The 26,785-nt window shown below is 59.3% G+C and carries 26 protein-coding genes; 17 read left to right on the top strand and 9 right to left on the bottom strand.

From position 1 onward, the window contains the following. Both cyoE and F8N96_RS17510 read left to right on the top strand, forming a co-directional pair. Positions 1 to 888 (top strand): heme o synthase, encoded by an 888-nt coding sequence (gene cyoE / locus F8N96_RS17515; protein WP_150747484.1) that lies wholly within the window; start codon positions 1 to 3, stop codon positions 886 to 888. 316 nt (positions 889 to 1,204) lie between these two features. After that, positions 1,205 to 1,804, top strand: coding sequence for a hypothetical protein (locus F8N96_RS17510; protein ID WP_224794105.1), 600 nt, complete (start codon positions 1,205 to 1,207; stop codon positions 1,802 to 1,804). Positions 1,805 to 1,813: 9 nt separating this feature from the next. Here the strand turns inward: F8N96_RS17510 and F8N96_RS17505 are convergent, their stop codons facing one another. Beyond that, a complete protein-coding gene (locus F8N96_RS17505; protein ID WP_150798852.1) occupies positions 1,814 to 3,232 on the bottom strand; it encodes a PLP-dependent aminotransferase family protein in 1,419 nt (472 codons plus the stop codon). A gap of 147 nt (positions 3,233 to 3,379) precedes the next feature. On the opposite strand from F8N96_RS17505, the gene F8N96_RS17500 reads away from it, so the two are divergent. The 10 genes from F8N96_RS17500 to F8N96_RS17455 all read left to right on the top strand — a co-directional run bounded on the left by F8N96_RS17500 (position 3,380) and on the right by F8N96_RS17455 (position 12,661). Then, entirely contained in the window at positions 3,380 to 4,480 is a 1,101-nt protein-coding gene (locus F8N96_RS17500; protein ID WP_150798851.1) for a hypothetical protein, read from the top strand. A gap of 43 nt (positions 4,481 to 4,523) precedes the next feature. After that, positions 4,524 to 5,804 (top strand): ATP-grasp domain-containing protein, encoded by a 1,281-nt coding sequence (locus F8N96_RS17495; protein ID WP_150798850.1) that lies wholly within the window; start codon positions 4,524 to 4,526, stop codon positions 5,802 to 5,804. Between the two features lie 49 nt (positions 5,805 to 5,853). Beyond that, a complete protein-coding gene (locus tag F8N96_RS17490; RefSeq protein ID WP_150798849.1) occupies positions 5,854 to 6,348 on the top strand; it encodes a RidA family protein in 495 nt (164 codons plus the stop codon). Positions 6,349 to 6,432: 84 nt separating this feature from the next. Continuing rightward, the gene (locus F8N96_RS17485; RefSeq protein WP_150798848.1) at positions 6,433 to 6,894 is read left to right on the top strand and encodes a cupin domain-containing protein; all 462 of its coding nucleotides are present in this window, start codon (positions 6,433 to 6,435) and stop codon (positions 6,892 to 6,894) included. 217 nt (positions 6,895 to 7,111) lie between these two features. Next, positions 7,112 to 7,759: a glutathione transferase gene (gene yfcF / locus F8N96_RS17480; protein ID WP_150798847.1), complete on the top strand. Its 648-nt coding sequence runs from the start codon at positions 7,112 to 7,114 to the stop codon at positions 7,757 to 7,759. A gap of 42 nt (positions 7,760 to 7,801) precedes the next feature. Further along, entirely contained in the window at positions 7,802 to 9,142 is a 1,341-nt protein-coding gene (locus F8N96_RS17475; protein ID WP_150798846.1) for a KamA family radical SAM protein, read from the top strand. A 24-nt stretch (positions 9,143 to 9,166) separates the two neighbouring features. Then, positions 9,167 to 10,042, top strand: a complete 876-nt coding sequence (locus F8N96_RS17470) for a branched-chain amino acid aminotransferase (protein ID WP_150798845.1) — start codon at positions 9,167 to 9,169, stop codon at positions 10,040 to 10,042. Positions 10,043 to 10,060: 18 nt separating this feature from the next. Continuing rightward, positions 10,061 to 10,819 carry a TauD/TfdA family dioxygenase gene (locus tag F8N96_RS17465; protein WP_150798844.1) on the top strand — a complete coding sequence of 253 codons (759 nt, stop codon included), beginning with the start codon at positions 10,061 to 10,063 and terminating at the stop codon, positions 10,817 to 10,819. 67 nt (positions 10,820 to 10,886) lie between these two features. After that, positions 10,887 to 11,846, top strand: coding sequence for a diiron oxygenase (locus tag F8N96_RS17460; RefSeq protein ID WP_150798843.1), 960 nt, complete (start codon positions 10,887 to 10,889; stop codon positions 11,844 to 11,846). Between the two features lie 14 nt (positions 11,847 to 11,860). After that, the gene (locus tag F8N96_RS17455; protein WP_150798842.1) at positions 11,861 to 12,661 is read left to right on the top strand and encodes an N-acyl homoserine lactonase family protein; all 801 of its coding nucleotides are present in this window, start codon (positions 11,861 to 11,863) and stop codon (positions 12,659 to 12,661) included. Between the two features lie 155 nt (positions 12,662 to 12,816). On the opposite strand, the gene F8N96_RS17445 is transcribed toward F8N96_RS17455, so the two are convergent. The 5 genes from F8N96_RS17445 to F8N96_RS17425 all read right to left on the bottom strand — a co-directional run bounded on the left by F8N96_RS17445 (position 12,817) and on the right by F8N96_RS17425 (position 18,365). After that, positions 12,817 to 14,247 carry a PLP-dependent aminotransferase family protein gene (locus F8N96_RS17445; RefSeq protein WP_150798840.1) on the bottom strand — a complete coding sequence of 477 codons (1,431 nt, stop codon included), beginning with the start codon at positions 14,245 to 14,247 and terminating at the stop codon, positions 12,817 to 12,819. Between the two features lie 234 nt (positions 14,248 to 14,481). Continuing rightward, entirely contained in the window at positions 14,482 to 15,186 is a 705-nt protein-coding gene (locus F8N96_RS17440; RefSeq protein ID WP_150798839.1) for a hypothetical protein, read from the bottom strand. A 223-nt stretch (positions 15,187 to 15,409) separates the two neighbouring features. After that, positions 15,410 to 15,910: a hypothetical protein gene (locus F8N96_RS17435; protein ID WP_150798838.1), complete on the bottom strand. Its 501-nt coding sequence runs from the start codon at positions 15,908 to 15,910 to the stop codon at positions 15,410 to 15,412. A 218-nt stretch (positions 15,911 to 16,128) separates the two neighbouring features. Beyond that, a complete protein-coding gene (locus F8N96_RS17430) occupies positions 16,129 to 17,649 on the bottom strand; it encodes an ATP-binding protein (RefSeq protein WP_150798837.1) in 1,521 nt (506 codons plus the stop codon). Between the two features lie 8 nt (positions 17,650 to 17,657). Then, positions 17,658 to 18,365 (bottom strand): response regulator transcription factor, encoded by a 708-nt coding sequence (locus F8N96_RS17425; protein ID WP_150798836.1) that lies wholly within the window; start codon positions 18,363 to 18,365, stop codon positions 17,658 to 17,660. Between the two features lie 151 nt (positions 18,366 to 18,516). Between F8N96_RS17425 and msrB the strand changes: the two genes are divergently transcribed. After that, on the top strand, positions 18,517 to 19,035 hold the full coding sequence (msrB, locus tag F8N96_RS17420; RefSeq protein WP_150798835.1) for a peptide-methionine (R)-S-oxide reductase MsrB: 519 nt from the start codon (positions 18,517 to 18,519) through the stop codon (positions 19,033 to 19,035). A 56-nt stretch (positions 19,036 to 19,091) separates the two neighbouring features. Then, a complete protein-coding gene (gene msrA / locus F8N96_RS17415) occupies positions 19,092 to 19,799 on the top strand; it encodes a peptide-methionine (S)-S-oxide reductase MsrA (protein WP_150798834.1) in 708 nt (235 codons plus the stop codon). Between the two features lie 45 nt (positions 19,800 to 19,844). Here msrA and F8N96_RS17410 read toward each other — a convergent pair whose 3' ends face one another. Continuing rightward, positions 19,845 to 20,750 carry a LysR family transcriptional regulator gene (locus tag F8N96_RS17410; protein ID WP_150798833.1) on the bottom strand — a complete coding sequence of 302 codons (906 nt, stop codon included), beginning with the start codon at positions 20,748 to 20,750 and terminating at the stop codon, positions 19,845 to 19,847. A gap of 102 nt (positions 20,751 to 20,852) precedes the next feature. Here F8N96_RS17410 and F8N96_RS17405 point away from each other — a divergent pair, with 102 nt between their 5' ends. Next, the gene (locus tag F8N96_RS17405; RefSeq protein ID WP_150798832.1) at positions 20,853 to 22,028 is read left to right on the top strand and encodes an aspartate aminotransferase family protein; all 1,176 of its coding nucleotides are present in this window, start codon (positions 20,853 to 20,855) and stop codon (positions 22,026 to 22,028) included. Positions 22,029 to 22,189: 161 nt separating this feature from the next. On the opposite strand, the gene F8N96_RS17400 is transcribed toward F8N96_RS17405, so the two are convergent. Both F8N96_RS17400 and F8N96_RS17395 read right to left on the bottom strand, forming a co-directional pair. Continuing rightward, a complete protein-coding gene (locus F8N96_RS17400; RefSeq protein WP_150798831.1) occupies positions 22,190 to 22,693 on the bottom strand; it encodes an adenylate kinase in 504 nt (167 codons plus the stop codon). Between the two features lie 101 nt (positions 22,694 to 22,794). After that, complete coding sequence (locus F8N96_RS17395; RefSeq protein WP_150798830.1) at positions 22,795 to 24,723, bottom strand: alkaline phosphatase D family protein; 1,929 nt, start codon at positions 24,721 to 24,723, stop codon at positions 22,795 to 22,797. A gap of 320 nt (positions 24,724 to 25,043) precedes the next feature. On the opposite strand from F8N96_RS17395, the gene F8N96_RS17390 reads away from it, so the two are divergent. Beyond that, on the top strand, positions 25,044 to 25,769 hold the full coding sequence (locus tag F8N96_RS17390) for a DUF6088 family protein (RefSeq protein ID WP_150798829.1): 726 nt from the start codon (positions 25,044 to 25,046) through the stop codon (positions 25,767 to 25,769). Further along, entirely contained in the window at positions 25,766 to 26,743 is a 978-nt protein-coding gene (locus tag F8N96_RS17385; RefSeq protein WP_191635365.1) for a nucleotidyl transferase AbiEii/AbiGii toxin family protein, read from the top strand. Before F8N96_RS17390 ends, F8N96_RS17385 begins: the two co-directional genes overlap by 4 nt. The last annotated feature ends 42 nt before the right edge of the window (positions 26,744 to 26,785 follow it).

The following is a 26,785-nucleotide window of genomic DNA, read 5'->3' as shown; positions in this document are numbered from 1 at the left end:
ATGTCCTTGAAGCACTTTATCCAAATCACCAAACCGGGGATCATTTTCGGTAACGTGCTTTCAGTGGCAGGCGGATTTTTCCTGGCCTCCAAAGGGCATGTCGATCTGGCCATCTTCCTGGCCGCCATGATCGGCACGTCCCTGGTAGTGGCTTCTGGTTGCGTGTTCAACAACTGCATCGACCGCGACATCGACCTGAAGATGGAACGCACCAAGAACCGGGTGCTGGTCCAGGGCTTGATCTCCCTGAAACTGGCCCTGGCCTTTGCGACCATCCTGGGTGTTTTCGGCGTTGCACTGTTGTACAAGGTGGCCAACCCGTTGGCCGCCTTGTTCGCGGTGATCGGCTTCGTCATCTACGTCGGCTTCTACAGCCTGTACCTCAAGCGCAAGTCGGTTCACGGCACGCTGGTGGGCAGTCTGTCGGGCGCCATGCCGCCGGTGATCGGCTACGTCGCTGTGACTAACAGCTTCGACATGGCTGCACTGACGCTGCTGGTGATGTTCAGCCTGTGGCAGATGCCGCATTCCTACGCCATCGCGATTTTCCGCTTCAACGATTACCTGGCCGCATCGATTCCGGTGCTGCCGGTGAAGCGCGGGATTGAAGTGGCGAAGAAGCACATCCTGCTCTACATCCTGGCGTTCCTCGTGGCGACCTTGATGCTGACCTTCAGCGGCTACGCCGGCATGAGCTACCTCGCCGTCGCCGCGGCCATGGGCATGTACTGGCTGTACATGGCCTGGACCGGCTACAAGGCAGTGGATGACACGGTCTGGGCACGCAAGCTGTTCGTGTTCTCGATCTTCACCATTACCGCGTTGAGCGTGATGATGTCGCTGGATTTCAAGGTGCCGAGTGAGTTGTTGCTGACTTACGCGCCTTAAGCGTCGGATGCTGTAAGGAAAAACCCCGCCCTTTGAGAGAAGGGCGGGGTTTTTTATTGGCGGTGTTCTGGTGGATCGAGTTGCCACCATCGTCGGAACGCCGCCCGGAGCAAGCTTGCTCCTACAGTTGATCGGGGTAGCCCCACATCCCGAGCACGACACGAACCTCTGTAGGAGCAAGCTTGCTCGCGAAAGCGGTCTGACAGAAAACAATAATTGGTCAGGCAAACACCAGAAATTTCCCACGAAGCTTTCAGGTTGTCGGTCAGAAATCACCTCTCTAACCTCGGGACGTTAGCAACTCTGGAGAGCTCAGATGACTAAGCCCCTTAGCGGCCAGGTCCTCTCAACCGCCATGGACACACTGGTCAAAAACCCTTTAAATCAGGCAGATGAAGCTGCGCTTGTGAGCGCCGCCAAAGCTGTTTGGTACTCGAACTCGAACCTTGAAATCGAAGTAACAGCATTCCTGAGCTGCCACTCCAATGAAGTGGAGGTTAGACGCGCAGGTTATCTGCTCGAACGATTTACTCGCTTTGCCTGCGTTTCTGATCTGCGCGTATCGGAAACACTCAATGTTCTCGAGCTTTTCGCGTATTCGACTTTCAGGCAAGGGACGACGCCACAAGCCGTCGCACCGCTTCGCCGACGCCGTGATGAGCTCGCCGTTTCCTGGGGGTTGAGTGAAGGCCTTGGTCTGAGGGTTCAAACACTCATGCCTTTCCAGACTCGGCATTACGAGGCTGAGCAGCGCGCAGCCGCGAGGCAGTTCATGACAAAACGCGACTTGTTTGCAGAGTTGATGGAGGGCGTCGAAGAGATGACAGCCCATCGCGAAGGCGGTGTGTCAGGCACATTGATGCTTGATGTGACGGCCTCTTCGCCGGCAAGCCGGTCTCGCTCCCACAGGGAATGAGTCGGGCAGCTATTTGCTTTTTGTGTCCAGCAACCTGAAGAACCGTTCCCGCACCTGGACGTTATCGCTGTGGGCAACGTTGAAACGCAGGAAGTGGCTCGCATCCGGCGCTTTGCTGAGCAACGTGCCGGGCGCCAGCACCAGGTCGATGTCCAGGCCTTTCCTCGCCAGGGTTTCGGCATGATGTCCTTCGGGCAATCGCGTCCAGATGAACAACCCTTCATGGGGCAGCGATGACACCGAGCAACCTGCCTCCACCAGCCAGTTCGTCACCCGACTGCTCGACTCGTAAAGCCGATCCACCGTGCGCCGGGTATGTTTGGCGTAGCTGCCATCACTGAGCATCGTGCAGATAATCTGCTCCGCCAGTTCCGAGGTCATGCCACCGCAGGTCATTTTCAGGGTGATCATCCGTGCGGCCAGTTGTGGCGAAAGCACCGCGTAACTGACCCGACTGTTGGCCGTCAGGGTCTTGGAGAAACCGGACACGTAACTGACATTGTCCAGCCCGCCCGCTGCCAGGCGTGGCGTCATGCGCTGCTGCATGTCGCAATACAAATCGTCTTCGAGGATGTGAAAACCATAACGGTGGCTCAATTCCAGCAAGCGATACACCTGCGCAGGGGAGAACGAGTGCCCGGTCGGGTTATGCAGTGCGTTGTTGGTCATGTAGAGCACGGGACGATGGGCGATCAGCAATTGCTCGAAGGCCTCCAGGTCCATGCCGTCACAATCCCGGGGGATGGTGATGACCCTGGCGCCGTGCAAGGCCAGGTTGGCGTGCATGGTGAAGTAACAGGGATCGTCGAGCAGCACCGTGTCGCCGGGTTTGATCAGCAGGCGCATCAGCATGTCGATGGCTTGCACGGTGTTGGCCGTGGTGATGATCTGGTCCACCGGCACTTCGATGCCGTGGGTCGACAGCTTCACCCGCAACGCCTCGCGCAGCGGCAGGTAGCCGCCGGCAACGCCGTATTCGCCCATACGCAAGGAGGCTGCGCGCAGGGTGCCGCGCACGGCTTTAAGCAATTCGTCAGCCGGCAGCCACGAGGAGGGCAGGAAACCGGCGCCAGGGCGCAGCGCGCCATTGTCCAGCAACACCGCGCGGCGGACCACGCTGAGTGTGTCTTGAGGTTGCAGGTCGGGGCCGGCATCGGTATGGGGCGGGATGCTGGAGCGGTGCACGTAATGCCCCGAGCCCTGGCGTGACACCACCAACCCCTTGGCCCGGAGGCGGTCCAGGGCGTCAACCACCGTGGACTTGCCGACGTTCATCATATCGGAGAGTTCGCGAATCGGCGGCAGCCTGGAGCCGTGGGGCAGGCCGCCCTGGCTGATAGCAACGGTCAACTGATCGACGATCTGCTGCACCAGCGGCGCGCCGGGCTGGAATTCGATGGCGGCGATGACTGCGCGTTGAACCTGCATTTTACTGGTCTCCCCGACAGTAAACTTCGTTCGATTCTATACGAACTTGCTCTGATCAGAACAAGCCTTCGTCTCTACCATCACCTTACAGACTTTCCTGGTTGTCGGCGCCTGCGGTCCCGCAATCGCTTGGCTCAGAGGTGTTGCATGAGTGTTCAAACAACGGTCGCCGTCGCCAAACCGGTGATCAACATCCGCTTGTTCACGATCAGGATCATCACCGCCGTGTCGCTGTTTGCCGTGCTGGGCAAGGCCAACGTCTGGCTCGACACCGCCACCAACAGCATCCTCGCCCTCGGTTACCGGGCCTTGTTGTTGCTCCTGCCCCTGACATTGCTGGTGCTCGGCCGTCGCTCCCTGAGCGTCACGCTGTTGTGCGCCGCCCTCGGGCTGGTGTTGCTGGCGGTCACCAGCAACCAGGGCATGGTGATGTTCGCCGCGGCGTTGTTTGCCTATGGCATTGCGATTGCCGGTTACCTGATCAAGAGCGAAGCGGCCCAGACCAAGGAAGGTGCCGCCTACAACCGGGTCGCCATGAACATGGGCAGCCTGGTGGCGGGGCTGATCCTGCTTTCGCCGCTGCTGACCCCGACCATGTTTTTCCTTGGCGCTGCGAGTTTCGTCCTGCTGTGCCTGCCGATCGCCATGGGCGCCACCTTCACCACCCAGACGGTTGCGGCCAGCCCGGCCACCCACGATGGCAGCGGCTGGCGCAACAAACTGCCATGGGTGATCGCCGGGATCATCATGGGGATCAAGCTGTTCGGCGTGTTCTCGATCCTGCCCCAGGCGATCCTGCTCGAGACCGGTGAGTTGCCGGCCTGGTATGGCCTGATGCTGATCCTCAACAGTGCAGTGGTGGTGTTCGCCCAGGTGCCGGTGATGAAGCTGATCGAGCGAACCGGGCGTTTCAAGGTGATCGCGGTGATCGGCATCATCATCGGCGGCTTTGCGGTGCTCTCGTCTCCGGCCGCGTTCCATGTCGAAACCCTGGTCGGTGCGCTGATCTGGGTGGCGCTGCTGTCCATCGCCGAATGTGCGTTCAGCTACCTCGATTACTTCTCGGTCAAGCAGAACAACATGTTCGTCAAGGAAGTGTCTTTGGGCGTCGGCGCCGGGCTGACGGTGCTGATCATGCGGGTCGTGCCGGCACCGTACAACGCCCTGGTGCTGGCCGCCATCGGCGCGGGCGGGATGCTGGCCTGGTACTGGCTCAACCGTAAATCCAACGCGTCGCTGCACGACTGAGTCATCGGCGTTTGCATTTGTTTCTTCACAGGTCGGGTGCTTCATGAATACGACGTCTTGCGTGGTAGTGGTCGGGTACAACGGCAATCGGGTTCACGATATCCAGAAGCTGCGCGACCTCTGCAGAAAGCTCTACAACGCCCGGTTGATCCTGTTGGTCGAGCAGATTCAACCCGATGATGATCAGGTGGCGGATCACGTGTGCTGCACGTCCCTGGCGCCGGAAGATGTGGCGGACTCTCTGGAGCTGGTGGCGGGGTGCCTGGGTGCCGACCGCTGGAAGCTGATCGGGGTCTTGCCCTTTTCCGACCGTGGCGTGCTGCTCGGCGCGGCGCTGGCGACCCACTACGGCTTGCCCGGCATCACCCCGGGCGAGGCGCGGGCGGGGCTGGATAAACAGATTTTTCGCAAGCTGGAAGCGGCGGCGAGCACTGCGCCGGATCATTACCGCCCGTTGTTTTCCGCCCGAATCGAGAGCCTCGGCGAGCTGCGCCAGCGGGTGGTCGAGCTGGGCGGCAGAGCCTTCATCAAGCCTGCCTGCGAAGGCGCGAGCAGGGGCTGTCGGGTCATCCGTCATCCGTCCGAATGCGACGAAGCGTGGCAGGCACTCAAGCCGTATCGCGAAGGCGGCATCGTGCTCGAAGAATTGATCCAGAACGCTCGGGAATACAGTTGGGACTACGTGGCCGGCAGCACCTGGGTCACCGAGAAAACCACCACCGAAGGCGCCTATCGCGCGGAAATCCAGCAAGTGGTGCCGGCACCGTTGACGACCGAGGTGCAGGCGCGCCTGGCGGCAGCCGGCCAGCACATGGCCGGCCTGGTTGCGCTGGATAACGGTGCTTATCACAACGAGGTTTTCCTGCGCAGCGACGGCCTGACCTCGGCGGTGGAAACCAACATGCGCCCCGGCGGCATGCACATCTGGGACCTGGCGCGCCTGGCGTTCGTCGACTTCGATCCCTGGGAGCGCTGGGTCAGGTGGGCGGTGGAGGGCAAGACCGAACCTCACGACCCCGTCGCCCGGGGCTATTGCGGTATTCGTCTGCTGCGGGCACCGGCCGGCGGCCTGTTGCGCTACGTGCCGGACATCGAGGCCCTGGCCCGGGAACTCGACATCGAGCTGGTCGAAGCGGTGTACGCCAAGCGCCTCAGTGACTCGGTCACGGCACTGGTGAAAGACAACACCTCGTTCATCGGCCACATCGTGTTGTTCAACGAGGACTATGGGCAGCTCGACGCCAACCTGTTGCGTCTGGCAGAAGCAATCGAGTCGCGCGTCGAGATCACCCGTCTGGCTGCACGGTCGAGAGCGGTGGGCTAAGCCGTCGACATCAATGTTTTTTGCATTATTGGTTATGAGGGTGGGGTCAATGATTGAGCACATGAGCTGTGATGAACGTTTCATCGCCCTGGCAAAAGAACTCGGCTACGACATCTACGGCGAGAACACCGCCGGCGGGCATTATGCTCCGCTGGTTCGGCATCATGACGAACTGTACGTCAGTGGCCTGGTGCCGCGCATGAACGGACACATGCAGTATCCCGGCAGAGTCGGGCTGGAACTCAGCCTGACGGACGCACAGTCGGCCGCCAGTATCAGCGCGATGCGCGGACTGGCGTTGATCGTCGATGCCATCGGTTCGCTGGATAAGATCAAGTCGCTGATACGGATAACGGTCTATGTGAAATCCACCGCGGATTTCGTAGACCTGAGCGAAGTGGCCAACGGGGCGTCGGATGTATTCAGCCATGTGCTGGGGGATGCCGGTAAACATACTCGAACGACCGTGGGTGTTTATCAACTGCCAAAAAATGCCGCAGTAGAAGTTGACATGATCGCAGCGCTGAGACCCTCGGTATTATAAGTGTGGGTCGTGCGGCTTTACAGCGTTGAATGGTTGGCCTAAGGTTCAGTCATTCAAGTCGACTAAACAAGTTGGAACTCACGGATGAATAACGTTCAAGGTGCGTTTTTTTCATATAAGGACTTTCGCCAGAGTTTGCAGCCGCCGCCGGTCAGTGCTCGGGTATGGACGGCGGGTGAACTTGCAGATGTTCGCCAGCGTCTCGAAACCAGCGAAGTCGATATTGTCGCGCTGGCCCATGAAAAAACTATCGAAGGTTGCAAGTTGACGCCAGGCATGGCGGTGTCCATGCAATGGTTGAAACCGGGCACGGTGTTGAACGGCCACGTCCATGCCTGGTGGCACCTGTTCATCATTCAGTCCGGCAGCGGCACGTTGACCTTGGGCGAGGCCGATGAAGTCAGCGTCAGCCCCGGCGACGTGTTGCTGGTGCCGGCCTGGACCCGGCACGGCTTCGTCAACACCAGCGCCACTGAGCCGCTGGCCATGCTGAACATGAGCAACATGCCGCAAATGGAGTTGCTCTGCGGTTCAGCCATGGCCTGATCACCCGCCCGCCGTCATTTTCCCTCTGCTTCACAAAAAGGGAGTCCGCATTCGCTGACTCCCTTTTTCTTTTCTGCTACCCACCTCCCAAACTGCGTTTTCGCACTTTCTGTATCGATGCAAACAGATGATTTCTGTATCTGTTCAGCCCCTGATCAACTAACTAGGATCACTTCCAAGGCAACGGATTAATGTGCTTGATGCAAGGGAGCGTTCTATGGAAAGTACCAGGTTTAAACTGTATGTTGGCGCGGACTTTGTCAGTGCTTTTGCGATGTCGGCATGTGTGGCGTTAAAAGAAAAACAACTTTCATTTGAACTTGTCACGCTAGATCTAAAGGCGCGAGAAAACTATCAGGCAAGTTATCGTGATGTATCGCTGACCTGCAAGATACCCACTCTGGTCCACAACGGTTTTGCACTGTCGGAATCTTCGGCCATTGCCGAATACCTGGACGAAGTGGTGCCGGGGCATCATCCACTCTTCCCACTGGGCATCAAACAGCGCGCCCGCGCCCGTCAACTCCAGGCCTGGCTGCGCAGCGATCTGCTGGTGATTCGCAAGGAGCGTCCGGCGGACCTCATCTACTTCGGCAAAAAAGATAACCCGCTGTCCGACGAGGCCCTGGCCGCTGTCGGCAGATTGTTCTTCGTGGCCGATCGGTTGCTGGAAGAGGGCGCCGATCACCTGTTCGGCGACTGGAGCATTGCCGACACCGACCTGGCAATCATGCTCAACCGCCTGCTCGCCAATGGCGATCAGGTGCCTGCGCGGCTCGCGGCGTATGTACGCCGCCAGTGGGATCGCGACAGCGTTCAAGCGTGGATGGACATGGAGCGCGCGGCGCCGGCCATCGCACTCTGAAATTTCCAGGGACACCGCCAGGCAATCACCAGGAGCGCTGCCATGCAGGGACTGTCGGAGCAGGAAAGATACAAACCCTATAACTCACGCACCATCCGCGACACGCCTTACTGGCACAAACTGACGCCAGCGTTGCAGGAAGCAATGACGGTGGTCGCCAGGGTCATGCCGTTTCGCACCAATGAATACGTGCTGGGGACGCTGATCGACTGGAACAACATTCCCGACGATCCGATTTTTCGCATGACCTTCCCCCACAAGGACATGTTGTTGCCGGACGAGTACGTCTCGCTCAAGCAACTGATCGAGCAGGATGACGCCGTCGCCATCAAGCGCAGGATCGAAGCGATCTGGCTGCGCATGAACCCCCATCCGGCCGGGCAACTGACACACAACGGCGTGACCCTCGACGGAAAAGTCCTGTCGGGCATTCAGCACAAGTACCGCGAGACCGTGCTGTTTTTCCCCGGTGCCGGTCAGACCTGTCATGCGTACTGCACCTTCTGTTTCCGCTGGGCGCAGTTCATCGGTGAGGAAGAACTCAAATTCAATGCGCGCGAATCCCAGGAGTTGGTGAGCTACCTGCGGGTGCACCCCGAGGTCACCGATGTGCTGATCACCGGTGGCGATCCGATGATCATGAACACCCGTTCGCTGGCCGGTTACATCGAGCCGTTGCTGGCATTGCCCGACCTGAAAAGCATCCGCATCGGCACCAAGTCCGTGGCCTATTGGCCGCAGCGCTTTGTCAGCGACAAGGATGCGCCGGAGCTGCTCGAACTGTTCAGACGGATTGTCGCGGCGGGGAAAAACCTGTCGATCATGGGGCATTACAACCACCCGGTGGAAATCCGCCAGGACATCGCCCGCCAGGCCATCGAACGCATTCGCTCCACCGGGGCCACCCTGCGCATGCAGGCGCCGGTGATCCGGCACATCAATGAGAACCCTGCGGATTGGGCGGCACTCTGGACCGAAGGCGTGCGGCTCGGGGCCGTGCCTTATTACATGTTTGTCGAGCGCGATACCGGGCCCAGCCATTACTTCGCGATGCCGCTGGCCCGGGCGTTCGAGATTTTCCAGGCCGCCTATCGCACGGTGTCCGGGCTGGCACGCACGGTGCGCGGGCCGTCCATGAGCACCTTCTACGGCAAGGTGTTGATCAACGGCATCGAGACCGTGGCCGGGGAAAAGGTCTTCGTGCTGCAGTTCCTCCAGGCCCGCAATCCGCAATGGGTGTTGCGCACCTTCTATGCGCGCTTCGATCCGCAGGCGACCTGGTTCGACGAATTGAGGCCGGCGTTTGGCGAGCGCTTGTTCTTCTTTCAGCCCGAGCCTGTGGCAATGCCCGAATTGATACCGGTCCTGCTCGAGACAGCGTAGGACGATTCTTCAGGAGATAGGGATATGAGCGGTATTGCGTTTGATCAACGAGAAGGGTTTATCTGGCTCGACGGCGAGTTCGTCGAATGGTCCCAGGCGCGGCTGCATGTGCTGACCCACGGTCTGCATTACGCCAGCACCGTTTATGAAGGAGAGCGCGTCTACAACGGCAAGATTTTCAAACTGCGTGAACACAGCGAGCGCCTGTATCGCTCGGCCCGCTTGATGGATTTTGCCATTCCCTATGAGCTGGCCGAACTGGAAGCGGCCAGTGTCGAACTGCTGCAACGCAACAGCGTGGTCGAGGGTTATCTGCGCCCGGTGGCGTGGCGCGGCAGCGAAATGATTTCCACCTCGGCGCGCTTCAATCGCGTGCATGTGGCGATTGCCTGCTGGCAGTGGCCGAGCTATTTCGACCCGGCCGGGCACATGGCGGGCATTCGCTTGAAGACCGCCGAGTGGCGTCGTCCACCCCCGAGCTGCAGCCCCTTCGAAGCGAAGGCGTCCGGGCATTACCAGATCGCCACACTGAGCAAGCACGACGCGGAAAACAACGGTTATCACGATGCCCTGATGCTCGACTGGCGGGGCCACGTCGCCGAAGCCAGCAGCGCCAATGTGTTCTTCGTCAAAGACCGGATACTGCACACACCGCTGCCGGACTGCTTCCTCAACGGCATCACCCGCCAGACCGTCATCGAGCTGGCCCGGACCCTGGATTACCAGGTGGTCGAGCGAACCATTGTTCCTACGGAGCTTGGCGACTTCGACGAATGTTTTCTCACCGGTACTGCTGCCGAAATCACCCCGGTGCAGAGCATCGATCAGCACCGCTATCGACCGGGCCGCGCCTGCCGCGACTTCATTGCCGCTTACACCTCAACCGTCAACGCCCGATAAACAGCCAGGAACTTCACCATGTCAGATCAAGGGATTGTTGCGTCTGCACCCTACGTTTCACTGGGCCACCGCCATGAGGAGTTGTCGGCGCGCGGCTGGACGGTGCTTACACCGGGCGAATTCGCCTACGATGTGCTCGGCACGCTGCATGAGTTCGGCCCGGTCATTCCGCAATTCAACGGCCAGACCGCCTTCGCCATCACCCGCAAGCCGGGGTACGAAGACTTGCCGTATTCCCAGAGCATGAACGGCATCGGCCCGCACACCGAAGCGCCGGTCTATGGTCCGCCGCCGCGCTACCTGGCATTGCATTGTCATCGACAGGCCACGTGCGGTGGCGGGCATACGGGGCTGGTGGACGGTTATGAATTCCTGGCGTTTCTCGGGCGCACCGAACCCGAGCTGCGCGAATGGATCGACGACACTGCGGTGGAGTTTGTTGCCACCGCCAAACCCGGCGAAGCGGCGCAATGCCGGGTCAGGGAATACATCCTGACGCCGACCGAAGAAGGGGACATTTTCCGCTTCAGCTACAACCAGTTTCACTACGGCGATGTGAATCCTTCCAGGGAAGACCTACTCCATTCCCAGGTCGCCAACAGCGACTCGCCGCTGGCCAGGTTTGCAGTGCTGGGCGAAGCGTATTTCGTGCAGCACAACACCCCGGTGCTGATTCCCGACGGGTGCATGCTGATTTGGGACAACTGGCGAATGATCCATGCCCGCAGTCGATACACTGACCCGGCGCGCCACCTGACCCGCTATTGGCTGGCCTGATTCTTCCGTCGCCCATTATTCCTTTGGCGTACCCCTTGGCGGGTACGCGTCCTACAGGTATCGCGTCATGCAAACAGCAATCGAGATCGCCAAGGTCGATCACCAACTGGTCGTGCGGCTCAATCAGGCCTGGACCAAAAGAGCCACGGTGTGTGCACCGGACAAGGCCGAGCCCCGGGAAGCGTTCGATCCGGCGCGCCCGGATTATCCGGAGTCCATGGTGCCGTTTTTCCATCACCCGAAATTCCAGGCCCTGAGCGACGAGCTCAAGAGCACCGTGGTGACCTGGGGCTGGATCGGCTACAACCTGCGCACGGTGACCGCCGAAGAACATGTGGTGAACCCGGCGCTGAGCGTCATCGCCAATCAATACCTGGGCAAGAACGACTGGCATTTTCGCGAGGCCATGCAGCAGACCCTGATCGATGAGCACTACCACACGCTCATGCACCTGCGGGCCATTGAGCGCACCAGGGAGGAACGTGCACTCGATCAGGATCTGGACTTGCCGCCATCGGTGACCTACCTGCGCCTGCTTGCCCTGCGTGAAGAGCTGCCCGAGCAATGGCAACGGGATCTGGCGGCCATCACCTTTGCGGTGGTGGCCGAGATCAGCGTCAACGCCTACCTGGATCTGCTGGCCGATGATCAGAGCATTCAGCCGCAAAACCGTCGGGTGGCCGAACTGCATAATCGCGACGAGTATGCCCACAGCAAGATTCTCGCCGAAGTGGCCAAAGTCATGTACGCCAACATGCAGCCGACTCAGCGTACGTTTTTCGCACGCACCTTGTCGGTAGCGCTGAGTGCCTTTGTCGCTCAGGACTACTCGATGTGGGAGGCGATTCTGACGCAGCTCGGGGTCGAGGACGCCGCGCTGATCATTGCCGACACCCGGGAGAGCAACAAGAGCGCCACGATCATGCGTGACTACAGCGGCCTGCATCGGCTGGCCCAGGATCTGGGCATCAGCGACGAGATCGATTTCGACTTTCGTCCGACCCTCAACGCCACCGCAGCGGCTTGAATCAGGAGGTGAATATGTCCGTTCCCGTGTACGAAGTGTTCGCCATCCGTGTCGGCGCCAATGCCCAGCGCACCGCCCGGGAGAACTTTCTCTATGATGCCTGTTGCGGTGATCCCGATGCCCCCATGCCGCTGGATTACTACTTCTGGGTCATCCGTAACGCGCAGCAAGTGATCGTGGTCGACACCTGTTTTCAACCGGCCACGGCGGAGCGGCGCAACCGTCAGATGCATCGCCTGCCGGAAGAATCCCTGCGCCAGCTGGACATCGATCCGGCGCATGTGGCCAACCTGATCCTCACCCATTTGCACTGGGACCACGCCGGTAATCTCGGGCTGTTTCCGAAGGCCACCGTGCATTTGCAGGAGGCAGAGTTGCGCTTCTGTACCGGGCCGAAAATGGCCCATCGCACGGTGAATAAAACCTACGAGGTCGATGATGTGATGTCGGCGCTGCCGCCGCTGTTCGAAGGGCGGATGCGTTTGCATAAGGGTGTTGTCGAGGTGATTCCCGGAGTGACCTTGCACCCGGTGGGCGGGCATACGCCGGGTAGCCAGGTGGTGCGGGTGAACACCGGGCGGGGGTGGATTGTGCTGGCTTCGGACGCTGCGCATTTGTGGGCCAATATCCGCCAGCGCAGTCCGTTTCCGATTCTGGATGATCTGTCGCAGACGCTGGAAGCGTTCATCGAAATCGACCGTCTGGCCGACAGCGAAGACCACGTCATTCCCGGCCACGACCCGCTGATCGCCGAACGTTTCCCGCACTGGAATGACGATCCGCACATCATCTGCCTGCACCAACGCCCAGCTTGACGATTCACCCCGGTGGGATGGGTTGCACACCGATTTTGTGTTCACTGACAATCTCCTGTGGGAGCGAGCCTGCTCGCGAAGAGGCCGTATCAGCCGGCATCATATTGCCTGACACAACGCCTTCGCGAGCAGGCTCGCTCCCACAGGCAATGGGTCTAGCCCTGGTTTTTCAGTAACTGACCGAGGATCGCCAGTGCTTCGTCGATCCTGGGCGAATACGGCGCGCCGCAACCAATGCGCACAAAGTGATCGAAGCGTCTGGTATTGGAAAAGATATCCCCAGGTGAAATCTGGATGCCTGCCTTCAGCCCTTCATGGAAAAGCGCCAGGGACGAGTGGTGGCGGGGCAGTTCCACCCACAGCAACGTCCCGCCCTGTGGGGAAGTCACGCAGGTGCCTGGAGGAAAGTAGCGGGTGATCGCCGCACTCATCTGCTGGCGTTGTTGCGTAAGAACTTTCCTCAAGCGGCGCAGGTAACGTTCGTAAGACGGGGTTTTCATGAACGCACTGACCGCCAGTTGCGACAAGGCTTCACAACTGCGGGACTGGGTGTGCTTGAGCATTTCCACGCGATCGTGCCATTTCCCCGCACTGATCCAGCCCAGGCGCATGCCCGGTGCCAGGGTTTTGTTCAGCGACGCGCAATAGATCACGTTATCGGTGCGATCCCAGTATTTGAGCGTGGACAACGGCTGCTCGGTATCCACCAGGTCGCCATAGGTGTCGTCTTCGATCAGCACCGTATTGTGCTGCGCACACAGCTGCACCAACCGCGCCTTGTTGGCGTCGGGCATGATGCTGCCCAACGGGTTTTGCAGGTTGGGAATGACGATCAGCGCCTGGATTCGCTCGGCACCTTGCAATAGTTGTTCGAGGGCCAAGAGATTGATCCCCGCATGCGCCGTCGCCGGAACTTCCAGCACCCGCAGGTTCAAGCATTCGAGAATTTGCAGCAGGCCGTAAAAGGTCGGCGATTCCACGGCCACGGTGTCGCCGGGTCGGGTCACTGCGCGCAAGGCCAGGTTGATCGCTTCGGTCGCACCGTTGGTGATGACAATCCGCTCCGCGGGCAGGTTGGCCTTGGCGGTCAGCGCCCGACGGGCAAGGATGTTACGCAATGCGCCGTGACCGCAGGTTGGCCCGGTTGCGCCGAGCAAATGCTGATCCTGGCGCAGCGCCTTGATCATATGGTCCTGCAACGTCTTTAGCGGATAGAGTTCCGGGGCGCAGTAGGCACTGGCGAAATTGACTTTGATCGTCGCGCGCTGGCTGGCCTTGAGTACCCACGACACCTGTTCGTGAATGCCGACATAGACACCGGTGTCGACAGACGGGGGAGGGGTGATGGCGCCTGGTTTGGGCACGTCTTCAGGCTGGCGAATGTAGTTGCCGGAGCGCGGACGGGCTTCCAGCACGCCGTAGTCCTCCAGTTCCCGGCAGACCTGAACCGCGGTCGACAGGCTGACGGCGTGTTTTTCCATCATCAACCGAATGGAGGGGAACCGTTCCCCCGTTTTCAAGGTGCCGCTGCGAATCGCATCGAGGTAGTGGTTGGCTAACTGACGGTACAAGGGGAGCGTGTGCATGATGACCTCAGCAATCGCACCACTGAAGTCTTGGGCTGGAAAGTGAGTTGACGCTCCCCGCAGGCGGACCCGTGGTGCTCAAGGGTTAAGGGAAGTGTTCTTTCTGGTGTCGATACTGAGAGAGTAATCGTGCTTTTGCTGGAGTCGCGGGCAATAAAAAGCCCCGCTCTAGGGCGGGGCTCCTGGGCGGGGCTCTTGGCTCAGTGGCGTCGGAAGCGCCGCCGGCAGGGGGTGTTACTGGGCGGCGATGCTGTAGCCATCGAACGCGGTTTGCTGCTGAAGCGCGGTGATGATGTTTTTACGGTTGACCGCTTGCTCGGCCCCGGCATTGTCCAGGAACGTCGCGCTTTCCAGCTCTGCCTCATCGCCTTCGCCGACGAAGGTCAGGCCCAGGAACTCCAGGGCTTTACGGTCTACGTTCAGACGCGAACGCGGGGTGCGCAACGGCAGCGTGACACTTACGCCATCCTTGCTGATGGTGAACACTTCGCCTTCTTTCTTGGCCCGGGCAGCCTTGCTCTTGCCACTGGCCGGGTTGCTGATGGCCTGGTGTGTCTGGTTCAGCACCTTCAGCGCCAGGCCGTAGACGATTTCCTGGAAGGCCGGATCGTCCTTGAAGCTGGAGAGAATCCGGCTGATCGGGAATTTGCTGCTCAAATCTTCCAGGGCCGCGATGTCAGCCGCTTCGGCATCCTTGAGTTGCTTGAGTTCGCCCATCAGTTCGTAGGCGGTGTCGTCGTCGAAGCGGTCGTGAGCCTGGCGAATCGCGGCGCGCAGCTCGCGGATCTGGTCGCTTTCCCGGGTGGACTGGAACGCGTCCAGGACCATCTCGCTGATGGTCTTGGCCTGGGGTACATGCTGTGAAAGATTGATGGAGTTTTCGTATTCCGCTTTGGACGACAAGGTGACTACGGATTCAGCGGTGTTGGAATCGGACATTGAAATTTCACTACTTCTTTTAACTGGGGTTGAGGCGAGAAAGCACGGGGCCTTTTCAGGCCGCCTAATCTATTGGACATGCGCTGCGTTGTCACGGCTGTCGGACAAAACACCTGACGGCGCCCCCCCTGTAGGAGCTGGCTTGCCAGCGAAGGCTGCCTGGAGAGCGCCGCAAGACTTGAGGGCCCCTTCGCTGCGGTGCGGCGATCCGACAAGCCAGCTCCTACAAGGGGGCCGTCTTCAGGGACAGGAAAATCTGATAGAACCTGACTGAACGTCCGCAAAACAAACCACAGGCAAGGCCCGATGCACAGGCCTTGAGCAACACCATCGGAAGCGTCGCCGCATAGTCCGGGTCAACCTCGGCCGCGTAGCCAAAGTAGTAGCTGACGACAAAAAACATCAGATAGAGCACCAGGGTATTGAGCGTGCCCGGCAGGATCAACCCGGTTCCGGTGTTATCCAGCTCAACACCCTCGCGGGAAAAAATCACCAGCGCGACGATGCTGCCGAACATCACCGCGGCCATCCAGCAACTGATCGATAGCAGCGGATTGATGGTCAGGCCCAGCGAATACAGCGACCAGCCGAGCAAAATCGGCGGAGTGATCAACAACGAAGTTTTACTTTCGCGGGTTGGGTAGAGGGCTCTGATGCCGAAGTAACACAGCAGCAGAAATATTGCGTAGACCCACAGCGGGGTGTTTTGCAGGGTGTTGAGCATTTTGCCGCTTCCTTGTGGAAGAGATGCAGAGAACGAAGCGGATGGGGGCAGTTCGAAGCGTTGTGCTTACTGCCCTCATCGGGCCACAGCTGTCACTTGCCATTGAACGTGGGTTTTCAAGGGCGTGATACTGTCAAAGTTGACAGTTTGAGGGATTATTTTTTAATTGAAGAGGGGCACGTTATTTCAAATTACAACGATGCAGGCGCGACGATCCCTCACGCTTGTCCCGGTGTGTTCAGGTTCATTGAGTGCACCGCCATGGCGGACGCGGTTTGCTCATCCACCGCCAGCGAAAAGCGAAAGCTCGCGCCGCGTCCGGGATTATCGATCAGCTGGATCTCGCGACCGTGCAATTGCAGGATCCGATGGACGATGCGCAACCCAAGCCCGCCATCGCGTCGCGCACCACCCATGTTGAACGGGCGCAGGAACAGGCCCTCGCGCAGTTCAGGTGCAATGCCGGGGCCGGTATCGCTGACGGTGACTTCGACAAAGGACCCTTGAGGCCGCAGGCTGAGTTCGATTTCTCCACCGGGTGGGGTATGGCGCAGTGCGTTGTCGAACAGGTTGGTGAGCACTCTTTCGATCAACCCCAGGTCGGCGCAGGCGCTGGGAACATTGAGGGGAAAGCTGGCTTTGAGCTCGACCTGGCGCGCCTCGGCCGTCAGTTCGAATTTCTGGAAAATGTCCTGCACCAGATCGGTCAGGGAGAAACGCTCCAGCACCGGTTGCACGAAGCCGTGTTCCAGGCGCACCAGTTCCAGCAGCGACTGCGCCAGGCCGCCGACCTTGCGGCTTTGATCCAGGGCGATGCCCAGGTAGCGGCGACGGTCGGCGGGGGACAGGGAGGCATCCTTGAGCGACAGGGTTTCCAGGTAGCCGTGGAGCGAGGCCAAGGGCGTGCGCAGGTCGTGGGAGATGTTGGCCACCAGTTCGCGGCGTTCCTGATCCTGGCGGGTCAGTGAGCGCCATTGTTCGCCGAGGCGTGTTTGCATCTGCCGGAAGGCGGCGTCGAGGACCGCGATTTCATCGTGGCTGGCAGTTTTTTCTACCGGGGCGGGCGCGGTTGGTGAGACCGGGACTCCGTCGATGTCGAACTGGCTGACTGTCTCGGTCAAACGTCGCAAGGGGCGGGTGATCAGGGCGAAAGCCGTGAGGCCGGCGATCAGACACAGCAGCGCAACCAGCGCGATGGACAACAGGGCGGTATTGAGCGCTGCGCTGGTGGCACCGCGTTCGGCGAGACGGTCGCGCTCTTCGCCGAGCAACACCACATACAGGTAGCCTGCCGGTTTGCCGTTGACCTGCAACGGCGCGGCGCTGAACACCTTGCGGCCATCGGCGCTGCGCGGGTCGTCACCGACAATCGGCAGGGCATCACCGTTGAGCAGGCGCTGGATCGGCGCCAGGTCAACCCGCTGCCGGCGTATCCGCCCCTCGGGTGCCGCGCTGCCGACAATCGTGCCTTCGGTGTCCAGCAGATAGACCTCGACGCTAGGGTTGACTTGCATCAGCTTGCCGAACAGCTCGCGCACGGCATCGGGCATCAGGCCGTTGGCATCCATCAGTACCGTGTCTTGGGCAATATGCTGCGCCAGATTGCGCGACAGCCCTTGCACCACCTCCAGTTCGTGCATCTGGCTGGCGCGCACCTGCATCCACGCCGAGGTGCCGCAACACACCAGCAACAGCACGGCGAACACCAGGGACAGGCGTTGCGTCAGGGTCAGCCTCATGAGCGCCATTACTCCTTCGCCGCGAACTTGTAGCCACGACCCCACACCGTGAGGATTCGTGCCGGTGGTAGATTTTCCTTCTCGATTTTCCCGCGCAGGCGGTTGATGTGCGTGTTGACCGTGTGCTCGTACCCTTCGTGGCTATAACCCCACACGGCGTCGAGCAATTCCATGCGCGAGAACACTTTGCCTGGCTGGCGGGCGAAGAAATACAACAGGTCGAACTCCCGTGGCGTGAGGTCCAGGCGGGAGCCGTCAAGGGACGCCTCGCGAGTGATCGGGTCGATGGCCAAGCCGTCGATAAGCAGGCTGCCGGCGTCCATCTTCAGGTTGCGGGCCATGGCGTCGACCCGTCGCAGCAGGGCTTTGACCCGGGCGACCAGCTCAAGGATGGAAAAGGGTTTGGCCAGATAGTCGTCGGCACCGAGTTCGAGGCCGAGAATCCGATGGACTTCGCTCGAACGCGCACTGGTGATGATGATCGGTGTATAGCGGGCCATGGCGCGGGCGCGCCGGCAGATTTCCAGACCGTCGACTCCCGGCAGCATCAGGTCGAGGATCAGCGCATCCCAGCTTCCTTGCTGCAACAGCCGCATGCCCTCGTCGCCATCGGCGCAGTGCACCACCTCGAACTGCTCATCGCGTAGATGCAGGCAGATAAGGTCGGCGATGTGCAGGTCATCCTCGACCACGAGGACGCGTTTGGTTTGTTCCATCAAGCTCAATCCTTCGGCGCAATAGGTGCATTGTGCGGTTTTTCCTCGTCTGGAGTTATCACGAATTGTTTAACTCTGCGTGAGGATTCGGCGATCAAACCAAGCCTACGCTGTGTTCCATGTCAGGCACCTGAATTAATCGGAGAAGACCATGTTGTCACGGCGGCAGTTTCTTGGAACGTGCGGCGGGCTGGGGGCTGCAGCCCTGGTGATCGGTGTATTGCCAAAATTTTCCGCAAGCACTGCAGTCATCAGTGATGCCAGCGCGGCGCAGGTCTTCGAGGTGGTCCACAGCGACAGCGAATGGCGCGCCATGCTCAGCGCCGAGCAGTACGAAATCCTGCGCGAAGAAGGCACCGAACGCGCCTACAGCAGCCCGCTGAACAACGAGCACCGTGACGGCATCTTTGCCTGTGCCGGCTGCGATCTGCCGTTGTTTTCCTCCGCGACCAAGTTCGATAGCCGCACCGGCTGGCCGAGCTTCTGGGCGCCGCTGGACAAAGCTGTTGCCACTCGTCAGGACCGCTCCTTCGGCGTGCTGCGCGAAGAGGTTCACTGTCGACGCTGCGGCGGCCACCTGGGCCATGTCTTCGACGACGGTCCCAAACCCACCGGCCTGCGTTACTGCATGAACGGTCTGGCGCTGACCTTCAAGCCACAGGTCGCCTGATTCTTTTTCTCAACCACCTGTGCAGCCGTCCATCCATTCACCCAGGAGTCAGCCTCATGAAAACCCTGTTCACCTGGCGTCGCGCCCTGTTGGGGCTGGCCGCCGCTGGCGTCATCGGTCAATGCGCGGCGTTCTCTTTCGGTGCCGCCGAAGAGGCGGTGCTCATTCCTCCTCCGGCCCTCGACGAAACCACCCAGGCCCATAGCGAAACCGCAGTCCTTGCCGGCGGTTGCTTCTGGGGCGTCCAGGGTGTGTTCCAGCATGTCAAAGGCGTGAAGAAAGCCGTCTCCGGCTACGCTGGCGGTACAGCCGACGCGGCTCGATATGAGCGGGTCAGCGAAGGTGATACCGGCCATGCGGAGTCCGTCGAAGTGACCTTCGATCCGACTCAGGTCAGCTATGGCACCTTGCTGCAGATTTACTTCTCGGTGGCCCATGACCCGACCGAACTCAATCGTCAGGGGCCTGATACCGGACCCCAGTATCGATCGGCGATTTTCCCGCAAAGCAGCGAACAGCAGCGCGTGGCTCAGGCCTACATCGCCCAGCTCGACGCCGCCCGTTCGTTCGACAAGCCCATTGTGACCCGGCTGGAAAGCTACAACGGTTTCTACCCGGCGGAGGACGAACATCAGGACTTTCTGACCGAGCACCCGACCTATCCCTACATCGTGATCAACGACCTGCCGAAGGTGGCGCAGTTGAAACGGCTGTATCCGGATCGGTATCAGGAAAAACCGGTGCTGGTGAAGGCGGGGCTATGAGCCGACAGAGGCATGGCACTCATGGTTCAAGGCCTGTCGGGCCGGCTAGTGCTTGCCCCATCGCTGCATGGCGAAGTCGACGAAACTGCGCAGTTTCGGCAAACGGTAGCGATCCTGGGCATACATCAGGCTCATCGGCCGGCTCGGTGGCAAGTAATCCGGCATCACGGCCGTCAACTTTCCATCCTTGAGGTCCTGTTCCACCAACGCATCGGGCAGCAGCACGATACCCATGCCGGTTCGTGCCGCTTGATGCAACCCTGCGGAGCTGTTGATCAGCATGGGGCCACTGACCGCCACAGCGACTTCGCCTTCGGGGCCGATGAGCCACCACACCTTTTCCACCGAATGCCAGTCATCTCCGGCCGGGTAGGCGAACGACAGGCAGTCGTGGTGTTGCAGGTCTTCAGGTCTTTGCGGGTTGCCTCGTCGCGCCAGGTAGTGCGGTGAGGCGCACATGGTCAGGGGGTAGGCGACCAGCGGACGGGAGATCAGGTTGGTCTGTTCCATGTTGCCCAGGCGAAAGGCCACGTCGAATCCGTTCTCGAGCAAGTCCGGACGCCGGTTGGTGAGGACCACGTCCAGTTTGACCCGCGGACACAGCAAGGTGAATTCGCTCAGGGCCGGCGCCAGTTTCTCGCTGCCGAACGTCAGCGGCGCAGTAATGCGCAGGGTGCCGCTCGGCTCGTCGAGCGCCTGCTCGGCCAGGCGCTCGGAGTCGGCCACCAACCCCAGTACTTCGAGACAGCGCTGATAGTACGCCGTGCCGAATTCCGTCAGACGCTGGCGCCGCGTCGTACGGTTGAGCAAACGCACGCCCAGGCGTTGCTCCAGTGCCCGCAAATGATTACCGACCATGGTGGTGGACATTTCACACTGCGCAGCGGCGCCGGTCATGCTGCCGGCTTCCACCACCTTGACGTAGACGGTCATTGCCTGGAACAAATCCATTATCAAGCCCAGCTTTAAAATGATTGAAGTTTGGCAGTGTTTATCCAATTCGGGTGGCTAACCATACTGGAAAAACACCGACTAGTGATGGAGCCTGATGTCATGACCGCCGCCTGCCTGATGAGCACTTACCAACCCCTGGCCTTGAGTTTCAGCAAGGGCCTGGGTACGCGCCTATGGGATCAGGCCGGTCGTGAATACCTGGATGCGGTAGCCGGAGTGGCGGTGACCAATGTCGGTCACTCCCACCCGAAAATCGTCTGCGCCATCTGCGAGCAGGCGGGCCTGCTGTTGCACACCTCCAACCTGTACAGCATCGACTGGCAACAGCGCCTGGCGCAGCAACTGACGCAGTTGGCGAGTATGGATCGGGCGTTCTTCAACAACTCCGGGGCCGAAGCCAACGAGACGGCATTGAAACTGGCGCGGTTATACGGCTGGCACAAAGGCATTGAGCAACCGCTGGTAGTGGTGATGGAGAACGCTTTCCACGGCCGCACGCTGGGCACCTTGTCCGCCAGCGACGGCCCCGCCGTGCGCCTGGGTTTCAATGAGCTGCCGGGAGATTTCGTCAAAGTGCCGTTTGGCGACCTGAAGGCGCTGGACAAGGTGCAGCAAGCCCATGGCTCGCGCATCGTGGCGATCCTGATGGAACCGATCCAGGGCGAAAGCGGGGTGCAACTGGCCCCGCCCGGTTACCTCAAAGCCCTGCGCGAACTGTGCGACCGGCGCGCCTGGCTACTGATGCTCGACGAGATCCAGACCGGCATTGGCCGCACTGGCCAATGGTTTGCCTTCCAGCACGAAGGCATCGTCCCGGATGTCATGACCCTGGCCAAAGGCCTCGGCAATGGCATCCCCATCGGTGCCTGCCTGGCCCGGGGCAAAGCTGCCGACCTGTTTACTCCCGGTAGTCACGGCAGCACGTTTGGCGGCAATCCACTGGCGTGCCGCGTGGGTTGCACCGTGCTGGAGATCATCGAAGAACAGGGCTTGTTGGCAAACGCCAGGCTGCAGGGCGAACGCCTGCTGGACAGATTGCGCAGCGAATTGGCGGAGGCGCCGAACGTGTTGGCGATTCGCGGCCAGGGCTTGATGATCGGCATCGAACTCAAGCAGCCGATCCGCGACCTGACGCTGATCGCCGCCCGGGATCACGGTTTGCTGATCAATGTGACGCGGGGCAAGACCATCCGCCTGCTGCCGCCGCTGACCATTGATGAGCGGGAGGTGGAGATGATCGTCAAAGGGGTTTGTCGGGCACTCAGCGCAACCTGATATACCTCCGGGACATATACACACACACAATCCCCTGTATGAGCTGCCGCAGGCTGCGATCTTTTGATCTTGATTTAGCTGGAGTTGAAATCGCTGAAGATCTAAAGATCGCAGCCTGCGGCAGCTCCTACAGGATCGGTGTCTCCGTAATGCCGGTGATATCAGTTGGTTCGTCGCATCGTACTCGCGAAAGCCATCACCTCAGTGTGGTCCATCAGTTGAAGTTTCGAGCCGATAAACCCCTCGAACAGTCGCTGATGCGCGGCAAATCCAGTGGTGTCATCCCGCATCCGATAACTGCCGGCCCAGTCCAGCAGGGCGATCAACAACTCATCATGATCATCGCGCCCGGCTTCTCGCTGGCAGATATTGGCGATGCATTTTTCATCTTCAACACACAGCCAGATCATCGCCGTGGCCCGGTGGACAAGTTCGCTAACCATCCAGCCGTAAACCCCCTCTATTACCCAGCGCTCTTCACTGGCCGCAATCCGCGCCATCGCCAATGCCTCGCCCCGGGGCCGCGCGATACTGTGTTCGTCGGATAGCCAGTGAATCGAATCCAGATCAACCCACGGCACTTGCAGATGGCTGGCCAATCGCCCGGCCAGCCAGCTTTTGCCGGAACCGGAGTTGCCAATGATCAGGGTTCTGGTGAAATCCATAAGCGGCACCGATCAAATGATCCGCAGGGCCATTCTCAACGGTGGGAGCGAGCCGGCTTCGGGCGGCGTTCCGACGAAGCAGGCGACTCGGTCTCACCCCGTCAGTCACTCGCCTCAGGCGCCACCATCCGCGTCTTCGGCGCCCCATCCGCATTCAACTGATAAATCGCCTGCGGTTGTCCTTTTTCATTAAAGAACACCTGCCCGATCCCCGCCGAGTTCCACAGCCGTTCACCGGCTTCGGCATCCTCGGGTACGTGCGGAACAATGCGCATCCGCCGGCGTTTGGTCAGCCAGTTCAGCGGCGAGCGCGGCGAATAGAGCCAACGGTTGAGCCGGTCGAACCACTCGAGCAGGCTCGGCGGAAATTCGTTTTTGATGCCGCTGCTGGTGACCTGCCAGATCCGCGGCCCCGCCTTGCGATGTCGGATCAGCACTTCATAGACGAAGGAATAATGCACATCGCCCGACAGCACCACGTAGTTACCGGGTGTACGCGAGTGTCGGAAAATGTTCAGGATCACCTGCGCCGCGCCGCGGTGGGCCATCCAGTTTTCCGCGTCCACCAGCAAGGGGTAGCCGAACCAGCTGAAGACGCGCTGCACGGTTTCGATCAGTTTGACGCCGAAGATCGGTGCCGGCGACACGATGATCGCCGAGGGATGATCCAGCAATTCCTGTTGCAGCTCGCAGAGGCCTTCCCAATCCAGCAGGCCTGATGGCTGTTTGAGCGTCATCTCACTGCGCCAGCGTCGGGTACGGGTGTCGAGCACCACGATTGCCGGGGTGGTGGGCAGCACGAAATGCCAGTTCTGGAATCTCAACAGCTCGTCGATCAACGCGTCCTGGACATCGCTGTCGAGGTAGTGATCCTGCCCCGTGGCACTCAACGCTCGGGTCTTTTCCAGCACCTCGCCGAATGCATCCGGATTATTGCCCCAGCCCTGGCACAGCATGTACGCAATCAGCGCATTGCCGATGATGCGCTTGGAGAACGGATGGCCGTAGGCCGTTTCCTCCCACTGCGCGGAAAGGTTCCAGTCATCGGTAATATCGTGGTCGTCGAAGATCATCAGGCTCGGCAGATGAGCGAGCGCTCGGGCCACGTTGCCGAGGCCGGCCTTGAAACCATCGACCCGCGTCTGCTCCAGCGCATACCGCTCGCGCCGTTCGGGAATCAATTTCGGTGGTTTCGGCGCGATCAAGGTCCAGGGCGTCGGCGACCACACCAACAGGTACATGGCCATGACCTCGGCGAAGGTCACCAGATGGTTGTCGGCGCTGCTGCTGGTGAAAATCGGCTTGCGCGCGCCGCCGAAAAACCGGTCACGCAGGGTGTCGTTGCTTTGCAGAGCCGGTAACAGATCCGCACGATGATAGTAACTGGCCGGGTGGTTATAGAGCTTGGCGCTGTCGCTCACCACCGCGCCTTCGAGGTGTTCCTCGAACAGTCCCAGCCGCTCGATCAAGGCATGAATGGCCCGCAACGTCGGCCCCGCGACATCGTCGGCATACACCTGATCGCCGCTCATCATCAACAGCGCCGGGCGTTTTTCTGCCTCCGGCTCGGCCTCCAGCAAACGATCGACACAGAGCAGACCGTCCGGCGCCGGGAAGTGCGGCTTGCGGCAGGAACCGTGCAACAGCTGATCGACCCGTGAGCGCAGGACGAAATTCGGGCAACCGGCCTCGCCGTACAGCAGATGCGGGGCCCAATCGGCGATGCCCGACTCGGTGCCGTCGTCGTCGAGCAACAGGTCGTAGTCGATCAGCGTGTCGCAGGGCAGGGGGCTGTCCAGTGGCACATCGATCAAATGCACAAAGGCGTGAGTACCGACCGGTACCACCGTGCACTGCGTGTCGTCCAGGCGGATATCGCCGACATGCTGCAACCGCAACGTCAGCGACAACGCCCTCGACCCCACTAGCCACAACACCAGCCGCGTGGGCTCCAGACGCCGCAACAGTGGGCCGACGAGGACTGGGGGCAGGGGGTGATGAGCGTCAGACAAGGGTGAAGACATGGGCATCCGTTTCAAGACTCGAGGTGCAGAAACGCCGGATGATAACGCAGCTGGTGTAAATGAATCGTTGCCGACTTACTTCAAGTTCTTGCACGTGTCTGCCGTTGCAAAAAGTAACGAGTGGTTAGATTTCGAACAACGTCCCTGGAAACCCTGTGTCATCGGGCAAGCCAAGCGCTGTCAAAGGACAGCCAGGCACCACAGGCTTGGAATCGATAATGTTTGCAACCCTTTTTGTCAGGTTAATCACGTTAAAAACTTGACTGTGTGCGTTCTGAACGCCTAGGCTGCTGAAAAGCTGAATCACCGGGCGAGGAGGAAATTTTGTGACGATCAGCGCCAGCGTCGAAGACTTTATCGCTCAGATTGAGCCTGGAAGAATTTTCGAGTGCAGTGATTTAAGTGTTTATAGCCAGCACCCAGATGCGGTCTTGAAGACCCTGAGTCGAATGGTGGCGGTTAATCGGCTTGGCAGAGTCAGTAAGGGAAAATACTATATTCCCAAGAAAGGAATCTTGGGTGAGATGAAACCAAATGATTCTGAGTTGTTGAAATCCTGTTTGTATCGTCGGGGACAACGCACTGGATATATTACTGGCGCAGCGTTGTATAATAAACTTGGAATTTCCACTCAGCAGCCCAGGACTATAGAAGTTGCTACCACTGGTAGCAGACAGGAAAAAAACTTTGGCACGATTAAAGTTAGATTGGTTGCTGCTTCGGCGCCCGTGTCGGACCAGAACGTGCCATTGCTAGAGCTGTTGGACGTACTGAAAAATGTGAAATCCATTTCTGACTCCTCACCTGCTGAAGTTGTCAGGTGGTTGTCAGGAACTATTTCAAGGTTGGAGGAGGCGGTCGTCAAGGATCTTCAAAATCTGGCGCTGAAGTACTACTCGCCTTCGACAAAGGCACTGCTGGGTTTGATTGTTTCCTGTGTCGGGTTTCTTCCCATACCTGAGTTGAAGAAAAGTCTAAGTCCAGCTACAAAATATAATATCGGGATTAGTGAGGCTGAGTGGCCTAATGCAAAGGAATGGTCGATCCGATGAATTTGCATTCTGATGGAGCGTTATTTGTAGAGCTGGTGCAGGTCACGGCTCAGCGCTTACAGGTTCCTGAGGCGTACATCGAGAAGGACTATTGGGTTACAAGGGCGCTAAAACATTTAAGCGAATCACCGGATGTGGGTGTGGTAGTCTTCAAAGGTGGCACAGCCCTTTCAAAAACCTATAAGTTGATTAACAGGTTTTCTGAAGATATAGACTTGGCGATCTGTTTCAATGGCCATACTGGTAACCAGATAAAGGCCATGATAAAAAGCGCGGAGCAAGTAACCGCTTCAGGGCTGACTCGGGTCGAAGGCGACCCAAGGGAAAGCAGGCATGGTCAGTTTAGAAAGGCCATCTATCAGTATCCTGGTATGTATCCCGATGCAGAGCTAGGACAGGTAGCACCACATATATTGATTGAAACCAATGCGTTCACGACACCTGAACCTACAGAACTACGTCCTATCAGCTCACTTATTTCTGAAGTCCTGAATTTACTTGGCAAGGAAGAGCTTGTCGTAGAGCATGAGCTTGAAGCATTTGATATTAAAGTGCTTTGTGTTCAGCGCACTCTGGTTGAGAAGTTTTTTAGCCTTATCAGGGCTTGCCGTGAGCCAGAGCCAGCCGCGGCATTGCGCTCAAGAATTCGGCATATTTACGATATTTGCATGATTATTAGAAAAGAAGAGTATCGAAAATATTTGCTGTCAGGCGACTTTTTGGTGATGGTTGGAGTCGTTGCGGCTACTGATAGGCAGCAGTTTCAAAAGGGATGTACATGGTTGGAGTTGCCTTTGAGCCAAGCGTGCCTATTCGCTCAGCGTGAAGAAACATGGGCGCTTATCTCTGTTGAGTTCTCCGGGAATTTCAAAGATATGTTGTATGACGATGATCTCCCATCAGATGTGGAAGTGTTGGATGTGTTGGGAATGATTTTTGAACAGCTTGAGTCTTTTGGTGCCATTCAGATTTGAGTTCAGCGGCAGGATGTCGATGGTGGAGTTTTCAACGCTGAT

It is taken from the genome of Pseudomonas fluorescens (assembly GCF_902497855.1).
GTDB classification, from domain to species: Bacteria; Pseudomonadota; Gammaproteobacteria; order Pseudomonadales; family Pseudomonadaceae; genus Aquipseudomonas; species Aquipseudomonas fluorescens_BI.
This window is presented reverse-complemented; position numbering and strand designations above follow the sequence as displayed.